The organism is Billgrantia desiderata (assembly GCF_900108215.1).
GTDB lineage: Bacteria > Pseudomonadota > Gammaproteobacteria > Pseudomonadales > Halomonadaceae > Halomonas > Halomonas desiderata.
The window spans coordinates 17,705-37,130 of sequence record NZ_FNVC01000036.1; the positions used below are offsets into that span (position 1 = coordinate 17,705).

Annotated in this window: 15 protein-coding genes; 11 read left to right on the forward strand and 4 right to left on the reverse strand. The window is 65.7% G+C overall.

The window, feature by feature from the left end:
- The first annotated feature begins 52 nt into the window (after nucleotides 1-52).
- From C4S71_RS21395 to C4S71_RS21425, 7 genes are all read left to right on the forward strand, one after another.
- Entirely contained in the window at nucleotides 53-1,156 is a 1,104-nt protein-coding gene (locus tag C4S71_RS21395) for a TRAP transporter substrate-binding protein (RefSeq protein ID WP_200825344.1), read from the forward strand.
- Between the two features lie 78 nt (nucleotides 1,157-1,234).
- Nucleotides 1,235-1,831, forward strand: coding sequence for a TRAP transporter small permease subunit (locus C4S71_RS21400; RefSeq protein ID WP_086508650.1), 597 nt, complete (start codon nucleotides 1,235-1,237; stop codon nucleotides 1,829-1,831).
- A gap of 21 nt (nucleotides 1,832-1,852) precedes the next feature.
- Nucleotides 1,853-3,223, forward strand: coding sequence for a TRAP transporter large permease (locus C4S71_RS21405; protein WP_086508651.1), 1,371 nt, complete (start codon nucleotides 1,853-1,855; stop codon nucleotides 3,221-3,223).
- 369 nt (nucleotides 3,224-3,592) lie between these two features.
- Nucleotides 3,593-4,696, forward strand: a complete 1,104-nt coding sequence (gene dctP, locus C4S71_RS21410; RefSeq protein ID WP_103970501.1) for a TRAP transporter substrate-binding protein DctP — start codon at nucleotides 3,593-3,595, stop codon at nucleotides 4,694-4,696.
- 58 nt (nucleotides 4,697-4,754) lie between these two features.
- Nucleotides 4,755-5,258 (forward strand): TRAP transporter small permease subunit, encoded by a 504-nt coding sequence (locus C4S71_RS21415; RefSeq protein ID WP_086508653.1) that lies wholly within the window; start codon nucleotides 4,755-4,757, stop codon nucleotides 5,256-5,258.
- A complete protein-coding gene (locus C4S71_RS21420; protein ID WP_103970502.1) occupies nucleotides 5,255-6,589 on the forward strand; it encodes a TRAP transporter large permease in 1,335 nt (444 codons plus the stop codon). The genes C4S71_RS21415 and C4S71_RS21420 overlap by 4 nt, the downstream gene beginning before the upstream one ends.
- A 157-nt stretch (nucleotides 6,590-6,746) precedes the next feature.
- Nucleotides 6,747-8,423: an ABC transporter permease gene (locus C4S71_RS21425; protein WP_086508655.1), complete on the forward strand. Its 1,677-nt coding sequence runs from the start codon at nucleotides 6,747-6,749 to the stop codon at nucleotides 8,421-8,423.
- Here C4S71_RS21425 and C4S71_RS21430 read toward each other — a convergent pair.
- Nucleotides 8,409-9,461, reverse strand: a complete 1,053-nt coding sequence (locus C4S71_RS21430) for an ABC transporter ATP-binding protein (RefSeq protein ID WP_422666865.1) — start codon at nucleotides 9,459-9,461, stop codon at nucleotides 8,409-8,411. The genes C4S71_RS21425 and C4S71_RS21430 overlap by 15 nt on opposite strands.
- 326 nt (nucleotides 9,462-9,787) lie before the next feature.
- Here C4S71_RS21430 and C4S71_RS21435 point away from each other — a divergent pair, with 326 nt between their 5' ends.
- Nucleotides 9,788-10,816, forward strand: a complete 1,029-nt coding sequence (locus C4S71_RS21435) for a Fe(3+) ABC transporter substrate-binding protein (protein WP_103970504.1) — start codon at nucleotides 9,788-9,790, stop codon at nucleotides 10,814-10,816.
- Nucleotides 10,817-10,881: 65 nt separating this feature from the next.
- Here C4S71_RS21435 and polA read toward each other — a convergent pair whose 3' ends face one another.
- Nucleotides 10,882-13,665, reverse strand: a complete 2,784-nt coding sequence (polA, locus tag C4S71_RS21440; protein ID WP_103970505.1) for a DNA polymerase I — start codon at nucleotides 13,663-13,665, stop codon at nucleotides 10,882-10,884.
- A gap of 168 nt (nucleotides 13,666-13,833) precedes the next feature.
- Here polA and C4S71_RS21445 point away from each other — a divergent pair, with 168 nt between their 5' ends.
- From C4S71_RS21445 to speA, 3 genes are all read left to right on the forward strand, one after another.
- Nucleotides 13,834-14,127, forward strand: coding sequence for a DUF2782 domain-containing protein (locus C4S71_RS21445; protein ID WP_086508659.1), 294 nt, complete (start codon nucleotides 13,834-13,836; stop codon nucleotides 14,125-14,127).
- Nucleotides 14,128-14,236: 109 nt separating this feature from the next.
- Entirely contained in the window at nucleotides 14,237-15,199 is a 963-nt protein-coding gene (locus C4S71_RS21450; RefSeq protein ID WP_103970506.1) for a homoserine kinase, read from the forward strand.
- An 8-nt stretch (nucleotides 15,200-15,207) separates the two neighbouring features.
- Nucleotides 15,208-17,118 carry a biosynthetic arginine decarboxylase gene (speA, locus tag C4S71_RS21455; RefSeq protein ID WP_234251346.1) on the forward strand — a complete coding sequence of 637 codons (1,911 nt, stop codon included), beginning with the start codon at nucleotides 15,208-15,210 and terminating at the stop codon, nucleotides 17,116-17,118.
- Between the two features lie 104 nt (nucleotides 17,119-17,222).
- Here the strand turns inward: speA and C4S71_RS21460 are convergent, their stop codons facing one another.
- Nucleotides 17,223-17,888: a fumarylacetoacetate hydrolase family protein gene (locus tag C4S71_RS21460; RefSeq protein ID WP_086508662.1), complete on the reverse strand. Its 666-nt coding sequence runs from the start codon at nucleotides 17,886-17,888 to the stop codon at nucleotides 17,223-17,225.
- 110 nt (nucleotides 17,889-17,998) lie between these two features.
- Nucleotides 17,999-18,991 (reverse strand): ectoine hydroxylase, encoded by a 993-nt coding sequence (thpD, locus tag C4S71_RS21465; protein ID WP_103970507.1) that lies wholly within the window; start codon nucleotides 18,989-18,991, stop codon nucleotides 17,999-18,001.
- Nucleotides 18,992-19,426: the final 435 nt, after the last annotated feature.

A 19,426-nucleotide genomic window follows, 5' to 3' on the forward strand; every position in this document is an offset into this window, starting at 1 on the left:
GGAATAGGCCTTTCCCAGAACAATACCCGTCACAACAAGTGGAGTCGCGTCTATGCAAGCCTCAACTGGCCCCAAGGTGTCCACACGCTTCAAGCTGGCCGGCACTGCCGCCGCCGTGATACTCGCGGGTGCCGCCATGGCCGGCACCGCCAACGCCCAGGAGCGCGTGCGCTGGCAGGTGCCCATCGCCTTTCCTTCACACCTGGTGGGCCTGAGTACGCCGGTCGTTCATCTGTCCGAAACGCTGGAAGCGATCTCCGGCGGCAACATCAACCTGCGCTACTACGAGCCGGGCGAGCTGATCCCGCCGTTCGAGATCCTCGACGCCGTTTCGGAAGGCCGCTATCCGGCCGGCTACACCTGGATCGGCTACGACCAGGGCAGCATTCCAGTACTGCCGCTGCTCTCCGGCCCACCCTTCGGCATGGAGCCGCCCGCCTTCATGGCCTGGCACTACTTCGGCGACGGCAACGATCTGCTGCAGGAAGTGTACGAGCCTTATGGGGTCAAGGCGCTGCTGTGCGGCGTGATCGGGCCGGAAGCCGCCGGCTGGTTCGCCGAGCCGCTGGAATCCCTCGACCAGATCGACGGCCTGCGCATCCGCTTCGCCGGTATCGGCGGACGCGTCATGGAGCAGCTCGGCGCCTCGGTCACCATGCTGCCCGGCGGCGAGCTCTACCAGGCCATGGAGCGCGGCACCATCGACGCCCTGGAGTTCTCGGCACCGGCCGTAGACCGCATCCTGGGCATGCAGGAGATCGTGCAGAACTACATCATGCCGGGCTGGCACCAGACCTACACCACCTCGCACCTGCTGGTGAACAAGGAGACCTGGGACGACCTTTCCGACCTGAGCCGCGCCCAGATCGAGACCGGCTGCCGCTCCGCCACGCTGTTCGGCTTCTCCGAGAGCGAGTGGGAGAACCCCCAGGCGCTGGCCGGCTTCGAAGCCGAGGGCGTGAACGCCCAGACCCTGTCGCCGGAGATCCTGGCCGAGCTGGAAAGCGTCACCATGGGCGTGCTGGATGAGATGGCCAGCAACGACGAGCTCTTCGCCCGCGTCCTGGAGAGCCAGCGTGAATGGATGCAGGTCCATGGCAACTGGCACGCCAAAGGCTACCTGCCGCGCTCCTACTATTCGCCCAACTCCAACTGACGGCAAGCGCCGGGTGCCGGTGGCATTGCCACCGGCACCCGGCCTCCCGGCTAGCGGCAACATGCAAGAGGCTGCACGATGTCTACACCGCTTCCCGACGCTCCCCCGGACGACACCCCGCTGCGCCCGGAGCTACCTACCAACCGTATCAGCCATGTGATCGACACGGCCATTGCCGTTCTCGGCAAGCTGCTTTCCTGGCTATGGCTCGTCACGCTCGCCGTAGTGCTCACCAATGTGTTCAGCCGTTTCATCCTGGGTCGCGGCTCCATCGCCCTGGAAGAGCTCTCGTGGCACTTCTTCGGCGCGACGATGATCCTGACCCTGGCTTACGCCGTGGTCACCGACGACCACGTACGCGTGGACGTGCTGCGTGACAAGTTCTCGCTGCGCTTCCAGGCCTGGGTCGAGCTGCTGTGTATCGTGCTGCTGGTGCTGCCGGTGCTCTACTTCATGGTCGACGGGCTCACCGAGTACGCCCAGCGCTCCTTCGCCCGCGGCGAACGCTCCCAGGCGCCCAGCGGCCTGCCCTACCGCTTCATCATCAAGAGTACCCTGCCGATCGGCATGGCGCTGATCGCCATCGCCTTGTCGTCGCGAGCGCTGCGCTGCTGTACCTATCTCTTCGGCTTCCCCCGGCAGCTGCCAATGCGGCGCCCGGTGGACCACCGCTAACGTGCCTTTGCGAGGAAGATCATGGGTCTCGAAGAAATTCTCGTCATCGGCATGTTCGCCGGCTTCATGGGGCTGCTGCTGATCGGCTTCCCGGTGGCCTGGGCATTGGCCGGCATCGGTTTTCTGTTTGCCGTCATCGGCCATGTGCTGGTCGAGCACATGGGGGCCGATCTGTGGTTCTCCTGGGGCGGCACCATCGGCGTTCTCGACCGGCGCCTCTATGGCATCATCGCCAACGAGCTGATGGTGGCCCTGCCGCTGTTCATCTTCATGGGCATCATGCTCGACCGCTCCGGCATCGCCGAGCGGCTGATGAACTCCCTGGTACGCGTACTGGGCGGGCTGCGCGGCGGCTACGCCGTGACCGTGGTCATCGTCGGCGTGCTGCTGGCCGCTTCCACCGGCATCGTCGGCGCCTCGGTGGTGCTGCTCGGCATGCTCTCCATCGGCCCCATGCTGCAAGCGAAGTACAACAAGTCGCTGGCGGTGGGCACCGCCTGCTCGGTGGGCACCCTGGGCATCCTGGTGCCGCCCAGCATCATGCTGGTGCTGATGGCCGACCGCCTGGGCACCTCGGAAGCCTCGGTGGGCCGCCTGTTCATGGGCGCACTGATTCCCGGCATCATGCTGGGGGTGATGTACATCGCCTATATCGTGATCGCCGCCTATATCAAGAAGGACCTGGCGCCGGCTCCGGAGAATCGCCAGCCGCTCAATGCCCGCGCCCTGCTCGAGGTATTGATTGCCGTGCTGCCGCCTCTGGCGCTGATCGTGGCGGTGCTCGGCTCGATCTTCACCGGCTTTGCCACCACCACCGAAGCTTCCGCAGTGGGCGCGCTGGGCGCCGTGCTGCTGGCCCTGTTCAATCGCCGCCTGAACTTCGACGTGGTGTCCAAGGCGCTCTATCAGACCACCCGCACCACTGCCTTCATCTTCGGCATCTTCGTCGGCGCCACCGTCTTCGCCGTGGTGCTGCGCGGGCTGGGCGGCGACGACGTGATTCGCAACGCCATTACCGGGCTGCCCTTCGGTCCGGCCGGCGTGGTACTGACCATCATGCTGGTGGTGTTCCTGCTCGGCTTCTTCCTCGACTGGGTGGAGATCACGCTGATCATCCTGCCGCTCGTCGCCCCGGTGGTGTTCAGTCTGGGGGTCGATCCGGTGTGGTTCGCCATCCTCTTCGCCATCTGCCTGCAGACCTCGTTCCTGACGCCACCGGTGGGCTTCGCGCTGTTCTACATCAAGGGCGTCTGCCCGCCGGGCATCACGACGCTCGACATCTACAAGGGGGTCGCCCCCTTCGTGGCCCTGCAGATGCTGGGATTGTTCCTGGTGTTCTTCTACGAGCCGCTGGCTACCTGGCTGCCTGCTCAGGTCTACAGCGGACGCTGACGACAGCGACGGCGACGGCGCCCCACCGGGCGCCGTCGCCTTCTGCGCTTTATGGATAGACTTTGGTCTATTCTCCCACTCCTCTCCCTTCGCCCCCAATTCGCCGCCAGGCAATTATTTTACCTTTCAATTCATATAGATCCGCTTTTTCCACTTTCTTAATTAAACATAACCGATGCGCGGCTCGGCCCCACCGTGTCCGACGCCTGAGCGTAGCCAGCTATCGATTCCGGTCATGACAGCGTGCTAGCTTGTCGATGTTCTCTGGCGGCCTGACCGATCATTCAGCAAATCACAACGACTGCGGCACGCCGCCTGGCAGGATTCTTCTCTTTACGGTACACAACAACACCCAGAAGGGAGCACGTCATGAAGATGAAGATGAAATTCGCCCTCTCCGGTCTGGCTGCCGGCATCGCCCTGGCAGCTTTCGCCTCCAGCGCCCAGGCCCAGGAGCGCTGGACCATGACCTCCACCTGGCCGGACAGCATCGATCTGATCCAGATCGACCGCCACTGGGTGGAGCTGGTCAACAAGATCGCCGGTGACGAGCTGCAGATCGAGTTCCGTGCCGGCGGCACCCTGATGCCCGGCACCGAGGTGTTCGACGCCACCGAGACCGGCAGCATCGAGGCCGCCGGCGACTGGCCCGGCTACTGGGCCGGCCGCAACCCGGCCTTCTCGCCGCTGGCCACCACCACCATGCTGTTCAACGCCGTCGACTACCTCAACTGGATTCAGCAGTGGGGCGGCTGGGATCTCTACCAGGAGATCTATGGCCAGTACGACATGGTCTACCTGCCCTACGGCATCACCAACAACGAATCGGGCTTCATGGGCCGTACACCCATCGAGAGCCTGGCCGATCTCGACGGCAAGCGTCTGCGCCTCTCCGGGCGTGACCAGGGTCGCGTGCTCGAGCAGTTGGGCGGCTCCCAGGTCACCCTGGCCGGCGGCGAGATCTATCAGGCGGTGGAACGCGGCGTGGTCGACGGCGCCGAATTCTCCACCCCGGGCGTGGATTACAATGCCGGCTTCGCCGAGGTGGTCGAGTACTGGTCGGTGCCGGGCTGGCACCAGTCCGCCAGCGTGTTCGGCGTGATGATCAATCGCGATGCCTGGGACGCCCTCTCCGAGGAGACCCAGGAGAAGCTGAAGATCGCCGCCGATGCCACCATGGCCTGGTCCATCGCCTGGTCGGAGCGCGGCTCCACCGAAGGTACCGAGCGGTTCATCGATGCCGGCGTGACCATCAATCAGCTCTCCGACGAGGATCTGGAGCGCATCCAGGAGATCACCAACGAGGTGATCCTGCGCGGTGCCTGCGAGCACCCGGACCACGCCAAGGTCTACCACTCCATGATCGGCTACCTGGAGCACTACGCCACCTGGCGTGACATCTCCGCGCCGTTCAACATGAGCCGTACCATGGACAACCTGCCCTCGCTCGAAGAGATCGAAGCCTGCCTGTAAGGCTGTCCTGGCCGCCCCACCCGGGGCGGCTGTCGTTCCGACGTCGGAGACTGGACCCATGAATGCGATTGCCAAGGCGATCGACACGCTCAACGAGGTGTTCGGGCGGGTCATCGCGCCGCTGATCGCCATCATCACCCTGGTGGTGCTCTACGATATCGCCCTGCGCCTGTTCACCGGGCGCCCCAGCGACTGGGCCTTCGACATCACCAAGATGCTGTTCGGCGCCCACTTCATGCTGATGGCGGCCTACGGCCTGCGCCATCATGCCCACGTCGAGGTCGACGTGCTCAAGCGTCTGCTGTCGCGCCGCAAGCAGGCGCTGCTCGAGATCCTCGGCTACCTGATCTTCTTCGTGCCGTTCATCTACATGCTGATCACCCTGGGCTGGAGTTTCTTCATGCGCTCCTACAGCCGCGGCGAGACCACCTACGGCATGGTCTCGATCCCGGTCTACCCGATCAAGGGGGTGATCGTGGTGGCCGCCGTGCTGATCCTGCTGCAGGCCATCGCCATCGTCATCCGCGCCATCCAGCAGCTGCGCGAGGAGAGAGCCGCATGAACCTGAGTCCCGAACTGCTCACCCTGGTGATGTTCGGCGGGCTGCTGATCGGCCTGTTCATGGGCCATCCGCTGGCCTTCGTGCTGGGCGGTATCGCCGTCATCGGCGCCTACCTGGGCCCCGGCGAGCGCGTGCTCGGCACCATCATCAACAACATCTACGGCAATGCCATGGACAACTACGTCCTGGTGGCCATTCCGCTGTTCGTGCTAATGGCGCGCTTCCTCAACGACTCCGGCGTCACCGAGAAGATGTTCGCGGTGATGCGCCTGCTGCTGGCCAACCTGCGCGGCGGCCTGGCGCTGACCGTGGTCATCGTCTCGGTGATGCTGGCCGCCACCACCGGCATCGTCGGCGCCTCCATCGCGGTGATGGGCATGATCGCGCTGGTGCCGATGCTCAAGCACGGCTACAACAAGGAACTCAGCACCGGGGTGATCATGGCCAGCGGCTGCCTGGGCATCCTGATCCCGCCGAGCATCATGCTGATCCTGATGGCCAGCTACTCGCCGGTGTCGGTGGGCGCGCTGTTCGCCGGCGCGCTGGTGCCGGGGCTGATGCTGGGGGCGATGTACGCGCTCTACGTGCTGGTGATCTGCTATATCAAGCCCGCCTACGGCCCGCCGGTGCCCACCGAGGAGCGCGCCGAGACCTCGACCGCTCAGCTGCTGCTGATGCTGGCCAAGTACGTGCTGCCGCCGATGGCGCTGATCCTCGGCGTGCTGGGGGCACTGTTCACCGGGGTGGCCACCGCCACCGAGGCCTCGGCCATCGGCGTGGCCATCGCCTTCCTGCTGTTCTTGATCTTCGGCGACCGCCGCCTCAAGACCTGCTTCAACACCCTGATCGAGGCCGGCAAGACCACCACCATGGTGATGCTGGTACTGGTCGGCGCCACCGCCTTCACCGGGGTGTTCTCCCGCGGCGGCGGCATGACCGTGATCAGCGACCTGGTGCTGGCGATGCCCGGCGGCACCACCGGGGCGCTGATCCTGATGCTGTTCCTGGTGTTCCTGCTGGGGATGTTCCTCGACTGGACCGGCATCGTGCTGCTGAGCTTCCCGATCATGCTGCCGATCGTCAATCAGATGGGCGTGGACGTGCTGTGGTTCGTGGTGATGGTGGCAGTGGTGCTGCAGACCTCGTTCCTGACCCCGCCGTTCGGCTATGCCTTGTTCTACTTGAAGGGGGTGGCGCCCAAGGGGGTGGAGATCGTCGACCTGTACCGGGCGGTGGTGCCCTTCTGTGCACTGATCGTGCTGGCCTGTGTGCTGATGGCCTTCTTCCCGGTGCTGGTGACGGGGCTGCCGTCGCTCATGCTCGGTTATTGAATCACCTCCCGGCCTGACCTTGGCGCCCGCATCCCCGGATGCGGGCGCTTTTCATTGACGTCGGTCAGCTGCAGGGGCATGCGACAACTGATATCATTTCCACCCGTGACCGCCTCGCATTACCGCGCCACCGAGCCAGCCAGTCAAGGAGTTCCGCTTGTTCCGTTCCACCGCTACCGGGCTTGCCTCGATCACTCGTCGCTTGAGCCCCTGGACACTCCTGATTCTCAGCGTTGCCTTCGTCGTCGCCCTGCCGGTGATAGTGGTGCTGGCCCACATCGTGATGCCCACCGAGGGGGTCTGGCAGCATTTGGCCAGCACGGTGCTGGGACGCTACGTGAGCAATACCCTCTACCTCACCGTCACGGTGGGCCTCGGCACCATGATCATCGGTACCGGTACCGCCTGGCTGGTGGTGATGTGCCGCTTCCCGGGACGGCGGATCTTCGAATGGGCGCTGCTGCTGCCGCTGGCCGTGCCCACCTATGTGATCGCCTACGCCTACACCGATTTCCTGCAGTATGCCGGCCCCTTGCAGACCTGGCTGCGCGAGGTGTTCGAGTGGGGCCGCGGCGACTACTACTTTCCCAACATTCGCTCGCTGGGCGGCGCCGCCACGCTGATCACGCTGGTGCTCTACCCCTACGTCTACCTGCTGGCCCGGGCCGCCTTCCTCGAGCAGTCGGTGTGCGTGCTCGACGTCGGCCGCACCCTGGGCCGCGGCCCGTGGAACCTGTTCGCCACCGTGGCCGTGCCGCTGGCGCGCCCGGCCATCGTCGGCGGGGTCTCGCTGGTGTTGATGGAGACGCTGAACGAGTTCGGCGCGGTGCAATTCTTCGGTGTGGATACCTTCACCACCGGCATCTACCGCACCTGGTTCGGCCTCGGCGAGCAGGTGGCCGCCGCCCAGTTGGCCGCCTGCCTGCTGCTGTTCGTGTTCCTGCTGATCCTGATGGAGCGCTGGTCGCGGGGCAAGCGTCAGTATTTCCACACCACCAACCGCTACCAGCAGCTGCCGGAGTATCGGCTGCACGGCTGGCGTGCCGCGGCGGCCTTCGCCGCCTGCGCCCTGCCGGTGCTGATCGGCTTTCTCATTCCCAGCGGCCTGCTGGCGCAGATGGCCATCACCACGGGCGACGCCCTGTGGGGCACCCGTTTCCTCGGCTTTGCCTGGAACAGTCTGAAGCTGGCGGTGATCGCCTCGTTGATCGCCGTGGGGCTGGCCGTGATACTCAGCTACGGCGTGCGCCTGCACGACAGCCCGCTGACGCGCATCGCCACGCGTATCGCTTCGATGGGCTATGCCATCCCCGGTTCGGTGATCGCGGTGGGCATCCTGATTCCCTTCGCCTGGCTCGACAAGAGCATCAACACCTGGCTGCACGCCCACTACGGCATGATCGTCGGCCTGATCTTCAGCGGCACGGCGTTCATCCTGATCTATGCCTATGTGGTGCGCTTCCTGGCAGTCTCCTTCAACACCGTGGAGGCGAGCCTGGGCAAGGTGACGCCGAGCATGGATGCCGCCTCGCGCACCTTGGGCCAGACACCGGCCGGCACGCTCAAGCGGGTGCACACCCCGATCATGCGCGGCAGTCTGTTCGCGGCGGGCATTCTGGTGTTCGTGGACATCATGAAGGAGCTGCCGGCCACCATTATCCTGCGCCCCTTCAACTTCGACACCCTGGCGGTGCGGGCCTACAGCCTGGCCTCGGACGAGAGACTGGCCGAGGCATCGACCGCCTCTCTGGCGATCGTGGCCGTCGGCATCATTCCGGTGGTGCTGCTGAGCATGGCCATGCGCCGCTCACGCCCCGGCTCAGGCAGGCGTTGAGGGAAAGACGAAGACCTGCGACAGGTCGAGGTGAATGTCCACCCGCTGCCCTTCGGCGGGCAGGAAGACGCCGGGAACCCGGGCGTGCAGGTGGGCCTCGCTGCCGTCCTCGCCGTGGGCGCAGATGTGCAGCAGGCTGCTGCGGCCCAGCAGCTTGGCCATGATCACATGGCTGTAGCGGTGCTCCGGCGCCGGCTCGAAGTGCTCGGTGATGCGCAGCGCCTCCGGGCGGATCATCACCTGGGCCTGGCTCCCTTCGGGCAGCCAGCCGGCCTCCACCGGCCCTACCGGGGTCATCACCCGGCCGCCGCGCACCTCGCCCTGCAGCTCGTTCACCTCACCGAAGAACGCCACCACGAAGGGGTCGCAGGGCGCGCAGTAGAGCTCCCGCGGGGTGCCCACCTGGACGATGCGTCCGTCGCGCATCAGCGCGATGCGGTCGGCCATGAACATGGCCTCCTCGGGATCGTGGGTGACCAGCAGAGTGGCCGCACCGACCTTCTTGAGCACGTGCAGGGTATCGTCGCGGATGCGGTCGCGCAGGCGCGCATCGAGGCTGGAGAAAGGCTCGTCGAGCAGCATCAGCTGCGGTGAAGGCGCCAGGGCACGCGCCAACGCCACGCGCTGCTGCTGCCCGCCGGAGAGCATGTGCGGATAGGACTCGGCATAGGCGGCCATGCCCAGCTGTTCGAGCAGGCCAAGCGCACGCTCGCGACGCTGCCGCGGCGGCTCGCCCTTGAGCCCGAAGGTCACGTTCTCCAGTACCGTGAGATGAGGGAACAGCGCCGAGTCCTGGAAGGCCAGGCCGACGTTGCGTTTCTCCGGCGGCACGTGCTTGCCCTTGGGCACCGCTATCTCGCCGTCGTTGAGCGTCACGCGCCCCTGCTGCAGCACCTCGAGGCCGGCGGCGATGCGCAGCAGCGTGGTCTTGCCGCATCCCGAAGGGCCCAGCAGACAGACGACTTCACCGGGTTCCACGATGAGATCGACACCGCGCACGGCGGCCAGACCGTCGAAAGTGTGATGCACCGCCTCCATGGTCAGCGCGGTAGGCTGACGGTAGGGGACGTGGCCGACTTCCATTGGCTTCGATTGGCTAGTCATAGGTCAGGCGACTTGGTCAAAGTGAAGGGTTAGGCTCATCGTACCCGAAATGTCTAGTAGGTACGTTTGAAATCTACTCGCAATTGTCAATTTTTCCATCTTTCCTTGCTCCCGGTCAGCTCTCTGTCGCCTCCCTCCGTTTCGTGGCTCGAGGGGCGCTTGACGGCCTCAACGGAAAACGCTTCAATAGCGATCAACGTAATGCAACGTATTATCATTAGTACTCAAGTAACCTGATCGTTCGTCCCTCGAGGTGAATCATGTCCCAAGCCAAACGTCTCGTCGCTCCGCTTGCCGCCATGCTGGCCGGCTCGGCCTTTGCCACCACGGTAGCAGCAGATGAGGTCAACCTCTACTCGGCGCGTCATTACGACGTCGACGAGCAGCTCTATCAGGCCTTCACCGACGAGACCGGTATCAAGGTCAACCTGCTGGAGGGCGACTCCGACCAGCTCATCGACCGCATCAAGCGTGAGGGCATCGCCAGCCCCGCCGACGTGATGATCACCGTGGATGCCGGCCGTCTGTGGCGCGCCGAGCAGGAGGGCATCTTCCAGGCCATCGAGTCCGACGTGCTTGCCGAGCGCCTGCCGGACTCCATGCGCCACCCCGAAGGCAAGTGGTTCGGTTTCAGCCAGCGCGTGCGGGCGATCTTCTACAACCCGGAAAACGTCGACCCCAGCGAGATCACCTCCTATGAGGACCTGACCGATCCGCGCTGGGAGGGCGAGGTGTGCATTCGCTCGTCCAACAACATCTATAACCAGTCGCTGCTGGCGGCAATGATCGACCATCACGGCGCTGAAGAGGCCGAGGCCTGGGCCCAGGGCATCGTCAACAACCTGGCGCGCCAGCCCGAGGGCGGCGACACCGACCAGATCCGCGCCGTCGCCGCCGGCGAGTGCGATCTGGCCGTGGCCAACCACTACTACTACGTGCGCCTGCTCAACTCCGACAGCGAAGCCGACCGCAACGTTGCCGAGAGCGTCGGCATCCTGTTCCCCAACCAGGACGACCGCGGCATTCACGTCAACGTCGGCGGCGCCGGCGTCGTGGCCACCTCACCGAACCGCGAGAACGCCATTCGCTTCCTCGAGTTCCTCTCCTCCGATGCTGCCCAGGAGATCTTCGCCGCCGGCAACTTCGAGTACCCGGTCGTCGACGGTGTGAACATGGACGAGACGCTGAAGTCCTGGGGCGAGCTGCACAAGGACGACCTGAACATCAGCGTGCTGGGTGAGAACAACCCGGAAGCGATTCGTATCTTCGATCGCGTCGGCTGGCGCTAAGCCTTAGCCGGCAAGCCCGAAACGAAAACGCCACCGCAGCCGCGGTGGCGTTTTTGATTGGGGACCTAGTGGGCTTCGTCCCAATTCACCCCACTCTCAGCCTCGACGATCAGCGGCACGCTGAGCTCGGCGGCGGCCTGCATACGCGACTTCACCTCGCCGATGAATTCATCGACCTGCCCTTCACCGACCTCGAACACCAGTTCGTCGTGTACCTGCATGACCATGCAGGCGTCGAAGGCGCTCTCCTGCAGCCAGGCGTCGACCTCGATCATGGCGCGCTTGATGATGTCCGCCGCGGTGCCCTGCATCGGCGCGTTGATCGCGGTGCGCTCGGCGGCCTGGCGCCGGGCATGGTTCTGGGCGCGGATCTCGGGCAGATAGAGCCGCCGTCCGAACACGGTCTCGACGAAGCCATCCTCGGCGGCCTGGGCGCGGATGCGTTCCATGTAGCGGGCCACGCCGGGGTAACGGTCGAAGTAGCGGTCGATGTAGGTCTGCGCCTGGCTGCGCTCGATGTGCAGCTGCTTGGAGAGCCCCCAGGCGCTCATACCGTAGATCAGCCCGAAATTGATCGCCTTGGCGCTGCGACGCTGCTCGCCCGAGACCTTCTCCAGCGCCACGCCGAAGACCTCGGCGGCGGTGGCGGTGTGGATGTCGCGCCCCTCGGCAAAGGCGGTGAGCAGCCCCTGGTCCTCCGAGAGATGCGCCATGATGCGCAGCTCGATCTGCGAGTAGTCGGCGGCAACGATGCGGTAGCCGGGCCGGGCGATGAAGGCCTGGCGGATCTTGCGCCCCTCCTCGGTGCGGATGGGAATGTTCTGCAGGTTGGGATCGGACGAGGAGAGCCGGCCGGTGGCGGCGACCGCCTGATGGTAGCTGGTGTGCAGCCGTCCGGTGCGCTTGTTGACCAGTCGCGGCAGCTTGTCGGTATAGGTCGACTTGAGCTTGGCCAGCCCGCGATGCTCCATGATCACCTTGGGCAGCGGGTAGTCCAGCGCCAGCTCCTCGAGCACGGCCTCGGCGGTGGAGGGCGCGCCCTTGGGCGTCTTCTTGAGCACCGGGATTTTCTGCTCCTCGAACAGGATCTCGCCGAGCTGCTTGGGCGAGCCGAGGTTGAACTCGCGCCCGGCCAGCTCGAATGCGCGGGTTTCGAGCTCGGCGATGCGCGCTTCGAGTTCCTGGCTCTGGGCATGCAGGCGCGCGGCGTCGATCGCCACCCCGGTGCGCTCGATGCGCGACAGCACCGGGATCAGCGGCCGCTCGATGGTGTCCAGCACCTCGGCCAGGCGCCCCTCGGCCTCGATGCGCGGTCGCAGTTCGCAGTGCAGGCGCAGGGTCACGTCGACGTCCTCGCAGGCGTAGGGCACGGCCTGCTCGAAGTCGATCTGGTTGAAGGTGAGCTGCTTGGCCCCCTTGCCGGCGATCTCCTCGAAGCTCACCGTCTTCTGCCCCAGGTACTTCAGCGCCAGCGAATCCATGTCGTGACGGGTGGCGGTGGAGTTGAGCACGTAGGATTCGAGCATGGTGTCGGTGAGCGGCCCGCGCACCTGGATGTCGTAGTTGGCCAGCACCGAGATGTCGTACTTGAGGTTCTGGCCGATCTTGCCGCGGCAGGGGTCCTCCAACAGCGGCTTGAGGGCGGCGAGCACCGCGGCCCGGTCGAGCTGCTCGGGCACGTCGAGGTAGTCGTGGGCGAGCGGCACGTAGGCCGCCTCGCCGGGTTCGAGCGCCAGCCCCACGCCGACGATCTCGGCGTCCATGTAGTTGAGGCTGTTGGTCTCGAGGTCGAAGCAGAAGGCCTCGCATTTACCCAGCCGCGCCAGCCACTCGTCGAGCTCGGCCTGGGTCAGGATCAGGTGATTCTTGCATGCCGCCACGCTGGCCGGTGGCGCTTCCGGGTCGAGGTTGCCCGCCGCGGCGGTGCCGGCGACCCCGGCGCCGCGCTCGACGTCGTCGACGCCCTCGTCCTTGCCCGAGAGCAGCTCGGAGAGCCAGGCCTTGAACTCGAGCTCGGTGTAGAGCCGCTTGAGCGCCTCGCGGTCGGGGTGGGCGATGTCGAGATCGTCGAGGCCCACCGGCAGCTCGCAGTCGGTCTTGATGGTGGCCAGCTGATAGGAGAGATAGGCCATCTCGCGGTGCTCTTCGAGCTTCTTGGGCAGCGTCTTGGCGCCGCGAATGTCGAGGGTCTTGACCCTGTCCAGGTCGGCGTAGATGGCATCGAGCCCGCCACCCATGCCCTGCAGCAGGCCCAGGGCGGTCTTCTCGCCCACCCCCGGCACCCCGGGGATGTTGTCAACCTTGTCGCCCATCAGCGCCAGGAAATCGATGATCAGCGTCGGCGGCAGGCCGAACTTGGCCTCGACCCCGGCCTCGTCGAGGGTCTCGTCCTTCATGGTGTTGACCAGGGTGATGTGCGCGTTGACCAGCTGCGCCATGTCCTTGTCGCCGGTGGAGATCACCGCGTCGCGGCCGGCCTCGGTGGCCAGCCGCGCCAGGGTGCCGATGACGTCATCGGCCTCCACGCCTTCGACGCACAGCAGCGGCAGGCCGAGGGCACGCACGCAGGCGTAGAGCGGCTCCACCTGGCTGCGCAGGTCGTCGGGCATCGGCGGGCGCTGGGCCTTGTACGCCTCGAACAGCTCGTCACGGAAGGTCTTGCCCTTGGCGTCGAAGACTACCGCCATGGGGCTGTCCGGATAATCCTTGATCAGCCGCTTGAGCATGTTGAGCACGCCCTTGACGGCGCCGGTGGGCTGGCCCGTGGAGGTGGTCAGCGGCGGCAGGGCGTGAAAGGCGCGGTAGAGGTAGGACGAACCGTCGACGAGAACGATGGGCGTGTCGGCCATGTATCGGGCATCCGTTGAGTCTGTGCAAGAAAATGTGATCCTGATCAGCCATGATACGCATTGCGCGTCGCTTTTGCCGCCATCGTTGGGTTCTCGCTGTCCAACGTCATACACTGGAAACAGCCACTCGTTGGCAACGTTTGTCGCAAGCGGTCTTCGGAGGCCAACATGAACGCTCTTCCCCGTTTCCTGGCTGTTGCACTGCTTTCCCTCGGCCTCGGTCTGGCAGCGGCCGCTCCGAGCCTGGCTCAATCCGCCAACGTCGAACCCGACATCACCATTCGCCAGGAGGAGGACCGCACCATTCGCGAATACCGGGTGAACGGCCAGCTCTACGCCATCGAGATCCGCCCCAGCCGGGGCCCCAGCTACTTCCTGGTCGATCACGACGGCGACGGCAACTTCGAGCGCCAGGAGGGCGACCGCATCGCCGTACCGCAGTGGGTGCTGCGTCGTTTCTAGCGGCCAACCCCGCCCTCCGTCCAGGTGAATGGCGGAACCTGTCCAGCAGACGTGCATCACAGTGCCAAGACGCTACAATAGGCGGCTTGGCAACCTGGGCGAGAGACACATGGCCGTATTCACCCCGTTGAGCGACGCACAGGTCGCAGAGTTTCTCAGGCGTTTCGATGTCGGCGAGCTGGTGTCCCTGGCGGGGGTCGCCGGCGGCACCGAGAACAGCACGTTCTTCGTCACCACCGACCGCCACGATCTGGTGCTGACCCTGTTCGAGCAGGGTGAGCACGAGGAGCTGCCGTTCTTCGTCGAGCTGCTCGACTATCTGGACGAGCATCGCCTGCCGGTGCCGGGTCCGGTACACGACCGCGAAGGTATCGCCCTGCACAGCCTGGCCGGCAAGCCGTCGCTGCTGTTTCCACGGCTGCCGGGACGCCATCCGATGTCGCCCAATCTGACCCAGTGCAGAGCTCTGGGCGACGCGCTGGGACGTATGCACGTGGTGTCCCAGCACTTTCCCGGCCATCGTCCCAACCCACGCGACCTGAACTGGCTGACGGCCATGCATCACAAGGTGCTGGGCTACCTCTCGCCCGAGGATCAGACCCTGATGAAGGACGAGGTGGAGATCTACCAGGGCGTGTTCGGCGATGCCCCCGAACTGCCCCACGGGGCGCTGCATGGCGACCTGTTCCGCGACAACACCCTGTTCGAGGACGACCGCCTCGGCGGCATCATCGACTTCTACAACGGCTGCACGGGCGATCTGCTGTTCGATCTGGCCATCGTCATCAACGACTGGGCTTCCGGCCCCGATGGCCGCCTGGACCGCGCCCGCCACGACGCCATCATCAGCGCCTACCAGGCTCGCCGCCCCCTCACCGCCACCGAGCGCGAGGTGTGGCCGACGATGCTGCGCATGACCGCGCTGCGCTACTGGCTGTCACGTCTGCTGGTGGTCTACGTCGATCCACCGGCCCACGACCTGACGCCTCATGACCCGGCGCAGTTCCATACCATTCTCACGGCACGCCTGAACCACGGCGCTCTGCCCCTGCCTGAAGCGAGCGATACATGAGTCTATCCATGGGAGCAGCCTCCGGTCCCGCCCAGCGCGCGCGTCGCACCTGGAACATCGACCAGTGGGGCAGCGGATACTTCGACGTCGACGACGACGGTCATGCCCTGGTGCGCCCTCTCGGCAGCGAGGCCGAAGGGCCGGCCCTGCCGCTGGCACCGCTGGTGGACCAGCTGCGCGAAGCCGACCTGAGGCTGCCGGTGCTGGTACGCTTCAGCGACATTCTGCACGACCGCGTGGAACAGCTGTGCGAGGCCTTCGACCTGGCCATGCGCGAGGAAGAGTACGTCGGCGGCTACACCGCCGTGTACCCGATCAAGGTCAATCAGCAGCGCCGCGTGGTCGAGGAGATACTCGCCACCCGCGAGCGCGGCCACGGCCGGGTCGGCCTCGAGGCCGGCAGCAAGCCGGAGCTGCTCGCCGTGCTGGCGCTCTCCGCCGACGGCCCCTCGCTGATCGTGTGCAACGGCTACAAGGACCGCGAGTACATCCGCCTGGCGCTGATGGGCGAGAAACTCGGCCATCGGGTCTACCTGGTGGTTGAGAAGTTCTCCGAGCTGCCGCTGATCCTGGAGGAGGCCGAGCGCCTCGGCGTCACCCCGCGCATCGGCCTGCGCGCTCGTCTGGCCTCGGTGGGCATGGGCAAGTGGCAGGACACCGGCGGCGAGAAATCCAAGTTCGGTCTCACCGCGGCCCAGATGCTGGCGGTGGTGGAGCGCCTGCGCGAAGCCGACTCGCTGGGCAGCCTGCAGCTGGTGCATTTCCACCTGGGCTCGCAGATCGCCAACATCCGCGACATCCAGGTCGGCCTGCGCGAGTGTGCGCGCTTCTACCAGAGCCTGCTGGCACTGGGTGCACCGATCGACACCGTCGACGTCGGCGGCGGCCTGGGTATCGACTACGAAGGCACCCGTTCGCGCAGCTTCTGCTCGATCAACTACTCGATGCGCGAGTATGCGCGCAACGTGGTCAGCGCCTTTGCCCAGGCCTGCAACGAGGCGGAAATTCCCCATCCGCACCTGATCAGCGAATCGGGCCGCGCCCTCACCGCTCACCACGCGGTGCTGATCACCAACGTGATCGGCGAGGAGCGGGTCAACGACGCGGCGCCGGAGCGCCTGGCCGAGGACGACCCGCAGCTCGACGAGCTGTGGCGCGTGCACGACCTGCTCAACGGCTCGGTGGAGCCGCGCGAGCTGGTGGAGGCATGGCACGACCTGCTGCAGGCGATGAGCGAGATGCACGACCGCTTCCTCATGGGGCTGGCCGACATCACCGTGCGCGCCGAGGCCGAAGGGGTCTACTTCGCCGCCTGTGCGCGCCTGCGCGAGCGGCTCGACAGCCGCAACCGTGCCCACCGCGAGATCATCGACGAGCTGGCCGAGAAGCTCGCCGACAAGCTGTTCGTCAACTTCTCGCTGTTCCAGTCGGTGCCCGACGTGTGGGGCATCGATCAGATCTTCCCGGTACTGCCGCTGACCGGACTCAACCGCGAGCCCAGCCGCCGCGGCGTGATCCAGGACATCACCTGCGACAGCGACGGTCGCATCGACGGCTACGTCGACGGCCAAGGGGTGGAGACGACCCTGCCGCTGCCCGAGTGGCGCGACGACGAGGAGCGCCTGCTGGGCTTCTTCCTGGTCGGTGCCTACCAGGAGATCCTCGGTGACCTGCACAATCTGTTCGGCGACACCGACTCCGTCGACGCCGCCCTGGATGTGAACGGCGAGTGGGTGCTGAGCCACGCCCAGCAGGGCGACCGCGTCTCCGACGTGCTGGCCTACGTCAACTTCGATGCCAAGGTGCTGCGCGACCGCCTGGCCGGCCAACTGGCCGACAGCGGGCTGCCGGCGGAAGAGCAGGAGCACTTCCTCGACGATCTCTCCGCCGGCCTGCAGGGCTACACCTATCTCGAGTAGGCTCATCCCTGCCGGAGTCACTCGAGCGCAAACGACACGACGCCCCCGCGGCCTGGCCGCGGGGGCGTCGTCGTTCGGAACCTGCGTAGCGGCAGAGCGAGACCTTACTCGACGACCTGAGCCGTGACCTCGAGGCCGCCGGTGAGGGTCATACGCAGCTTGGCGCCGCGCGGCAGCTCGCCGACGCCCTCGGGGGTGCCGGTGATGACCACGTCGCCCGGCTCGAGGGTGAAGTGACGGCTCATCTCGGCCACCAGGGTGGGCACCGGGAACAGCATGTCGGAACCCTCGCCGTGCTGACGCAGCTCGCCGTCGATCTCCAGCTCGAAGGTCAGCGCATTCCAGTTCGGCGCACGGCTGAGCGGCAGGAAGGCGGACAGCGGACAGGCGCCGTCGAACGCCTTGGCGATCTCCCAGGGGTGGCCCTTCTCCTTCAGGCGGGTCTGCACGTCGCGCAGGGTCAGATCCAGCGCCAGCCCGATGCCGACGATGGCCCGCTCGGCCTCATCGGCGGTGGCATGGGACAGGGTCTCGCCGATCAGCAGCGCCAGCTCCGCCTCGTAGTGCACTTCGCCACGGGAAAAGGGCGGATCGAGGGGCTCGTCGAGGCTCACCGCACTGGTAGCCGGCTTGATGAACAGCAGCGGCTCGGTGGGTATCGGGTTGTCCAGCTCCTTGGCGTGATCGGCATAGTTGCGGCCAATGCATACGATCTTGCCCAGCGAATGGGGAAACTCCTGGCCATCGGTAAAACGGGGAACAAAGCGCATGGCGGGTCTTCTCCTTCTCGTTATGCGTGCCGCTTCTCAACGACAAGCACCACAGTCTACCGCACCATGCGCTCCGTTCCACCCTGATGACGCTATCGAAACGATAGGCGTCAGTCCTGGGGGGTCCACTGCTCGTTCGGGCCATGAGCCAGGAAGCTCGGCCGACGGCGGCGGGCGGCAAAGGGCTCGACGCAGGCGTTGTCGCGCCGATTGTAGACGAAGAATACGTTGCTGCGCGGGTCCGGCGACATGTTGGCGTTGGAGCCGTGCAGGGTGTTGCAGTCGAACAGCAGCAGTCCACCAGCCGCCCCCTTGGGCGCCTCGATGCCGTGGCGGGCGACCAGCTCGCGCAGCGCCTCACGGCCCGGCACGCCGAACTCCTGGCGCTTCAGCGACTGACGGTGGTGATCGTCCGGGGTCTCGCCCAGGCACGGCACGAACACCTTGTGCGAGCCCGGAATCAGCATCAGCGGGCCGTTGAACTCGTGGTTATCGGTCAGCACGATCGAAGCGCTCACCGCGTGCATCGCCGGCATGCCGTCCTCGGCGTGCCAGGTCTCGAAGTCGGAGTGCCAGCTGAAGCCCTTGCCCTCGAAGCCCGGCTTGTAGTTGATGCGCGACTGGTGCACGTAGGCCTCGCCGCCGAGGATCTGACGCACCCGCCCGACGAGGCGCTCGTCGTGGGCCAGGCTGGCGAAGCGCTGCGACAGGAAATGCACCGCGAACAGCGAGCGGATCTCCTGGCTGTCGGGTTCGGTGATGCTGAAGTCGCGGCCGCGGAAGTCGTCGCGGCTGAGCAGGGCATCCAGCTCCCGACGCAGCTCATCGAGCTCCTCCCCGCTGATGAAATTGGGCTCGAAAAGAAAGCCCTTGCGTTCGAACTCGTCGAGCTGCGCCCGACTCAGCGGCCCCTCGTCGGCGCTGCCGCGCACCACGCCCTCGCGGCGCTCCACCCAGAGGGTGTCGAGCGGCTTGTTCAGCCGGGTGGGATAGGCATCCTGCACCCGCTTCGCGGCGCTGCGAAGCGGTGCCGTCATGGTGTCGGTGACGGCGTAGTCGGTGGTCTGCTTCAGCTTACGGTTGGACGAAGTGTGCACTGTCATCCAATCACCTCCTGTGTATCCGTGATCAGTTTTCAGTCCCAGCTCGTGCAACGGCGTGCAGCCGTGGCGGGAGGTCCCGGAAGGACCTTGCAGCAATGATGTGGTGACGATGGAGCGGGCTTTCAAGCGCAATCGGGTAGGGGCCGGGGTCACCCCCGGCGCCCTCCCACACCACCGTACGTACCGTTCGGTATACGGCGGTTCATGAAGAACGGCTTAGCCCTCTTACCGTATCAAGTACCGAGATCAAGCCCAGTCCATCAAGCCACTTCCTTGGCAGGGCCTGATTCATGTGCGAGGCCCCGGCGTTCCACCAGGCGCCTCGCCCATTCCCCGCTGATTTCCACGCTCGATAGTCGTCCAGCCCCAGTGCCAGAAGCTTGCGGCACCGGGTCCGCGGGCGCTTCCACTGCCGCCAGATCACGCAGCGCAGTC

Excerpts from the sequence above, each read along its gene's own strand:
- C4S71_RS21395 (WP_200825344.1), top strand. The coding sequence starts at position 53 with ATGCAAGCCTCAACTGGCCCCAAGGTGTCCACACGCTTCAAGCTGGCC.
- C4S71_RS21400 (WP_086508650.1), top strand. The coding sequence starts at position 1,235 with ATGTCTACACCGCTTCCCGACGCTCCCCCGGACGACACCCCGCTGCGC.
- C4S71_RS21405 (WP_086508651.1), top strand. The coding sequence starts at position 1,853 with ATGGGTCTCGAAGAAATTCTCGTCATCGGCATGTTCGCCGGCTTCATG.
- dctP (WP_103970501.1), top strand. The coding sequence starts at position 3,593 with ATGAAGATGAAGATGAAATTCGCCCTCTCCGGTCTGGCTGCCGGCATC.
- C4S71_RS21415 (WP_086508653.1), top strand. The coding sequence starts at position 4,755 with ATGAATGCGATTGCCAAGGCGATCGACACGCTCAACGAGGTGTTCGGG.
- C4S71_RS21420 (WP_103970502.1), top strand. The coding sequence starts at position 5,255 with ATGAACCTGAGTCCCGAACTGCTCACCCTGGTGATGTTCGGCGGGCTG.
- C4S71_RS21430 (WP_422666865.1), bottom strand. The coding sequence starts at position 9,461 with ATGGAGGCGGTGCATCACACTTTCGACGGTCTGGCCGCCGTGCGCGGT.
- C4S71_RS21435 (WP_103970504.1), top strand. The coding sequence starts at position 9,788 with ATGTCCCAAGCCAAACGTCTCGTCGCTCCGCTTGCCGCCATGCTGGCC.
- polA (WP_103970505.1), bottom strand. The coding sequence starts at position 13,665 with ATGGCCGACACGCCCATCGTTCTCGTCGACGGTTCGTCCTACCTCTAC.
- C4S71_RS21445 (WP_086508659.1), top strand. The coding sequence starts at position 13,834 with ATGAACGCTCTTCCCCGTTTCCTGGCTGTTGCACTGCTTTCCCTCGGC.
- C4S71_RS21450 (WP_103970506.1), top strand. The coding sequence starts at position 14,237 with ATGGCCGTATTCACCCCGTTGAGCGACGCACAGGTCGCAGAGTTTCTC.
- speA (WP_234251346.1), top strand. The coding sequence starts at position 15,208 with ATGGGAGCAGCCTCCGGTCCCGCCCAGCGCGCGCGTCGCACCTGGAAC.
- C4S71_RS21460 (WP_086508662.1), bottom strand. The coding sequence starts at position 17,888 with ATGCGCTTTGTTCCCCGTTTTACCGATGGCCAGGAGTTTCCCCATTCG.
- thpD (WP_103970507.1), bottom strand. The coding sequence starts at position 18,991 with ATGACAGTGCACACTTCGTCCAACCGTAAGCTGAAGCAGACCACCGAC.